Origin of the sequence: Mucilaginibacter sp. (assembly GCF_028288105.1) — a bacterium.
Taxonomy (GTDB): Bacteria; Bacteroidota; Bacteroidia; order Sphingobacteriales; family Sphingobacteriaceae; genus Mucilaginibacter.
This window is the reverse complement of record NZ_JAQBOI010000260.1, coordinates 1-3,693: the sequence shown is the minus strand read 5'-3', so window position 1 is coordinate 3,693 and position 3,693 is coordinate 1. Positions and strand designations below refer to the sequence as shown.

The window sequence follows — 3,693 nt, the reverse complement described above, 5'->3', positions numbered from 1 at the left end:
CAAGGTTTAAAAGATTTTTTGATCGATCTTATACCTTGCAGAAAGTTAAATTTTGTTAAATGCCTTAATAATAAGTAAATATGAATTTTTAAATACGAGCTTTACTAACCAAAACCTAACCTGAACTATAAATTAATGAGAATCCTAATCCTTATCACATTCGTGCTATGTGTGTTTGCGCTTTCCGGGCTGGCACAAGGCACCCACAGCATTCGCGGCGTTACAATTGATACAGTGGCCAAAAGTAAATTGCCGGCTACCGTTATTGTACTAAACGCGAAAGACTCTATACTGGTTAATTTTACCCATTCGGCTCAGGACGGCACATTTACAATGAATAGCCTGCCTTCGGGTAATTTTTTATTGATGGTATCTCATCCGGGCCACCAGGCATTGTTGAAGCGATTTGTACTTGGCCCTACCGTTGCGCAGTATGATTTCGGCACCATAAAGTTGGCGCCACCATCGCGCGAATTGAAGGAAGTAACTATTAAAGGTGAAGCAACTTCCATTAAAATAAAAGGCGATACCATTGAATATAATGCCAAGGCCTATGTAATACAACCTAATGACCGGGTTGAGGACCTGCTGAGGCAACTACCCGGCATAACCATTGATAAGGATGGGCATATTACCGCGCAGGGAGAAAGAGTGCAAAAAGTACTGGTTGACGGTGAAGAGTTTTTTGGCGACGACCCCACGCTGGTTACCCGCAACATACGGGCCGACATGGTAGATAAACTGCAGCTTTATGATGCAAAAACCGAACAGGCCAAATTTACAGGCATTGACGATGGCGTGAAGATAAAGACCATTAATGTGCAGCTAAAAGAGGATAGAAAGACCGGTGTGTTCGGCAAGGCGGACGCGGGTATCGGTAATGACGGCTATTACGAAGGACAGCTTATTTACAATAAATTTAAGCCGAAGGAAAAATTTGCCTTTTATGGCACTGCTTCCAATGATGGCAAAATAGGTTTAGGCTATGAGGACAATAATAAAGTTGGGGCGTCGGATGTACAGATCAGCGACAATGGTTCGCAGACTTTCTCTTTCGGAAATAATGATGCATTGGATAACTCTAATTATAACGGCAGGGGCCTTCCCGAATCAAAAACCGGTGGCGTACACCTGGACGATAAATGGAACAAGGATAAAGAATCAATCAACGCCAATTACAAAATAGGGGAATTAACGCTTACAACCGATGAAAAACAGCTCATACAAACAACTATTGGTACCGATGGCTTGAATAACAATACTACCAATTCGCATACTTACAACTCTACCTTCAGGCAAAAGCTGGATGCTACCTATACGCACATACTGAGCCCCACGGCCAATTTAAAACTAAGCGTTAATGCTATAGACCGGAATATTGATATCATATCCAACAATAACAGCAGTATAACTGATGGTAACGGTATATTGTTATCTACCGCAGCAATAGATCAAAATAGTAAGGAAAGCAGTAAAATATTAAACGCTGATGCATTTTATACTAAACGGTTTAAAAAAGCTGGCCGTACTTTATCATGGGATGTTAATGAGGTTTACAGCCATGATATTAAAACAAACTACTTTAAGTCTGACAGATACACCGCTGCAATTAACCAGGATACGGTTACTAACCAGTATAAGCCAAACACGATCAACAGTTTGGTTCTGAATAGTAATATTACCTATTCAGAGCCTATAACTGAAGGGTTTGCGCTCACCATTAATTACGGCTTTGCTTTGATGAATAACTTTCAGGATCTGAAATCATATAATCAGTCGGCACCTAACGTATACGATATACTGGATTCGCTAAACAGTAATAAATATAAAGTGAACCAGGTAACCAATCAGTTAGGCGCGATGTTTAATTACCGGATGGATGGCACTAAAAAGGTATTGACTTTTGGTGTAAGGGCTAACGACGTCACCTTTAAACAAATTAATGAGTACGCCAACAGTACATTAACCAGGGATTACATTAACTGGAGGCCGCAGGTTATTTTCAGAAACCGCATATCGCAAGCCGAATCATATAATATCAATTATAACGGCAATAGTGTGCAGCCCGGCATTAACCAGCTCCAACCTATAACAACCAATACTAACCCGCTATATATAGTAATAGGTAATCCAAACCTCGAACCTTCGTTTGTACATAACATTAGTGCAAACTACAATAATAACCAGGCTTTAACCGGTCAATTCTATTCGATAAACGGAAACCTGTCTATCAGGGAAAACCCGATAGTTAATAATACTTTTGTAGATGCTACAGGAAAATCAACAACCCGCTTTGTAAACCTGGATCATAATGCATTTGTAAACTATAATGTATTCGCAAATATCAATCGCAAACTCGGGGAGTCAGGTGTGCAGGCCGGGTTACAAATGGTTTATAATAGCAGTGTAAGCTATCTTTATAACAATAATATATTAACTAAAAGCACCATTTCAAACTATATCATATATGCAAATGTATCAAGCTACAAGCAAAAAGCATATAGTATTTATCTTTCAGGCGGCCCTGTATTTAACGTTAGCCAATATTCACCGCAAACCATAACTAATAATAATTCGGTTGGTTTCAATGCTGATGTGAATACCCAGTTGTTTTTACCGGGCAAATTTCAAATCACTTCACGTTTCGCTGATAACTACGCTGGTAAAACACAAACATTGCCTTCAACCAATTTCGCAAAGTTGAACGCGTCGCTCGATAAAACTTTTCTTAAAGATGATAACCTGAAGTTATCGCTCTCCTGCGATAACATCCTCAACCAGGAACAGAATTTTAGGGGCACTTATTTAAACAGTATTTATCAAACAAGTTATAACACTATAAAAAGGTATTTTATGTTCACCGTTACCTGGGATTTTACAAAATTTGCCAAGATAACTCCAAAAAAATAATCATATGAAATGCATCAAAATATTAATTATTGCCTTGTTAATCAGTAATTTGTTATTTGCCCAACAGTCAAAAATCATTATCGGCGGAACAATTGAATATGATGAAACTGTAAATATGTTTGCCGTGGGCCGCATTAACCTGAAGGTAAATCACAACATGGAAAAAGATATGCAACTCCAGTCATTTGATAAATACCAGGAGAATCATCCACAGTTCGTAACGCTCAAAAACAAGCTCACTTTTAATACTAACAGAAGTGTCTATGAGTCTTTCAGGCCGGTAGAGGAGGTGGTCGCTTTCCAAGCCAATCCCTTAATAAACAAGTATAATACAACGTTTAATGATTACTCCACCGGGATGAGTGTTACCCAAAGAAATGTGCAGGGACAGCAGTTCCTGGTAGCGGATAGCACGCGTAAAATAAAATGGAAGATAATACCAGGCAACACGCGCGAAATTGCCGGTTATACTTGTTACGAGGCGCATGGATTGATACAGGACTCATTATATGTAGTTGCCTTTTATACCGATGCAATAAAAATTAGCGGCGGCCCTGAATCATTTCATGGATTGCCAGGTATGATATTGCAGGTTGTATTGCCGCACGAGCATGTAAACTGGACCGCCACAAAAATAACAGAAGCAGATATACCCGATGCAACCATGGTGCCGCCTAAAAAAGGCAAACCTATGACCAATAAACAATTGGCTGATTTTTTAAGTTTAAATTTCAGAAACCGCGGTACTTTAGGGATGTACCAGCTAAAAATGTTTTCGCTTTA

General features: G+C 39.3%; 2 protein-coding genes. Both read left to right on the top strand.

The annotated features are described in order from the left end of the window. Positions 1-135: 135 nt before the first annotated feature. Positions 136-2,910 carry a TonB-dependent receptor gene (locus tag JWQ85_RS17610; RefSeq protein WP_299470317.1) on the top strand — a complete coding sequence of 925 codons (2,775 nt, stop codon included), beginning with the start codon at positions 136-138 and terminating at the stop codon, positions 2,908-2,910. A gap of 4 nt (positions 2,911-2,914) precedes the next feature. Further along, a partial coding sequence (locus JWQ85_RS17605) for a GLPGLI family protein (protein WP_299470316.1) occupies positions 2,915-3,693 on the top strand: 779 nt, incomplete at its 3' end.